Annotated in this window: 1 protein-coding gene; it reads right to left on the minus strand. The window is 70.1% G+C overall.

Annotated features, from left to right (window positions below):
• Positions 1-261 (minus strand): hypothetical protein (locus EN846_RS34910; RefSeq protein ID WP_135914188.1); only part of this gene is annotated, 261 nt, incomplete at both ends.

A 261-nucleotide genomic window follows, 5' to 3' on the forward strand; every position in this document is an offset into this window, starting at 1 on the left:
AGGTGCCGTTGGCGTTGAGCACCAGCGTGCCGTACTGGCCCGCGATCCCGGCGCCGCCGAGATTGCCGCTCACCGGGTTGGAGACGTTCGAGCCGGTGGCCACGCCGGTCACCGCGCCGCCGGGCGCTGCGCCATCGGCGCCGAGCACGTCAGGCGTTCCGTCGCTCAGCACATTGCCCGAGACCTGCGCGCCTTCAGAGACGCTGTTGGTGTTGGCATAGGCCGTCGGCACGTCGTCGACGATGTCGACCAGGATGGTGC

This window comes from Mesorhizobium sp. M4B.F.Ca.ET.203.01.1.1 (assembly GCF_004791025.1).
In the GTDB taxonomy this organism is placed as follows: Bacteria; Pseudomonadota; Alphaproteobacteria; order Rhizobiales; family Rhizobiaceae; genus Mesorhizobium; species Mesorhizobium abyssinicae.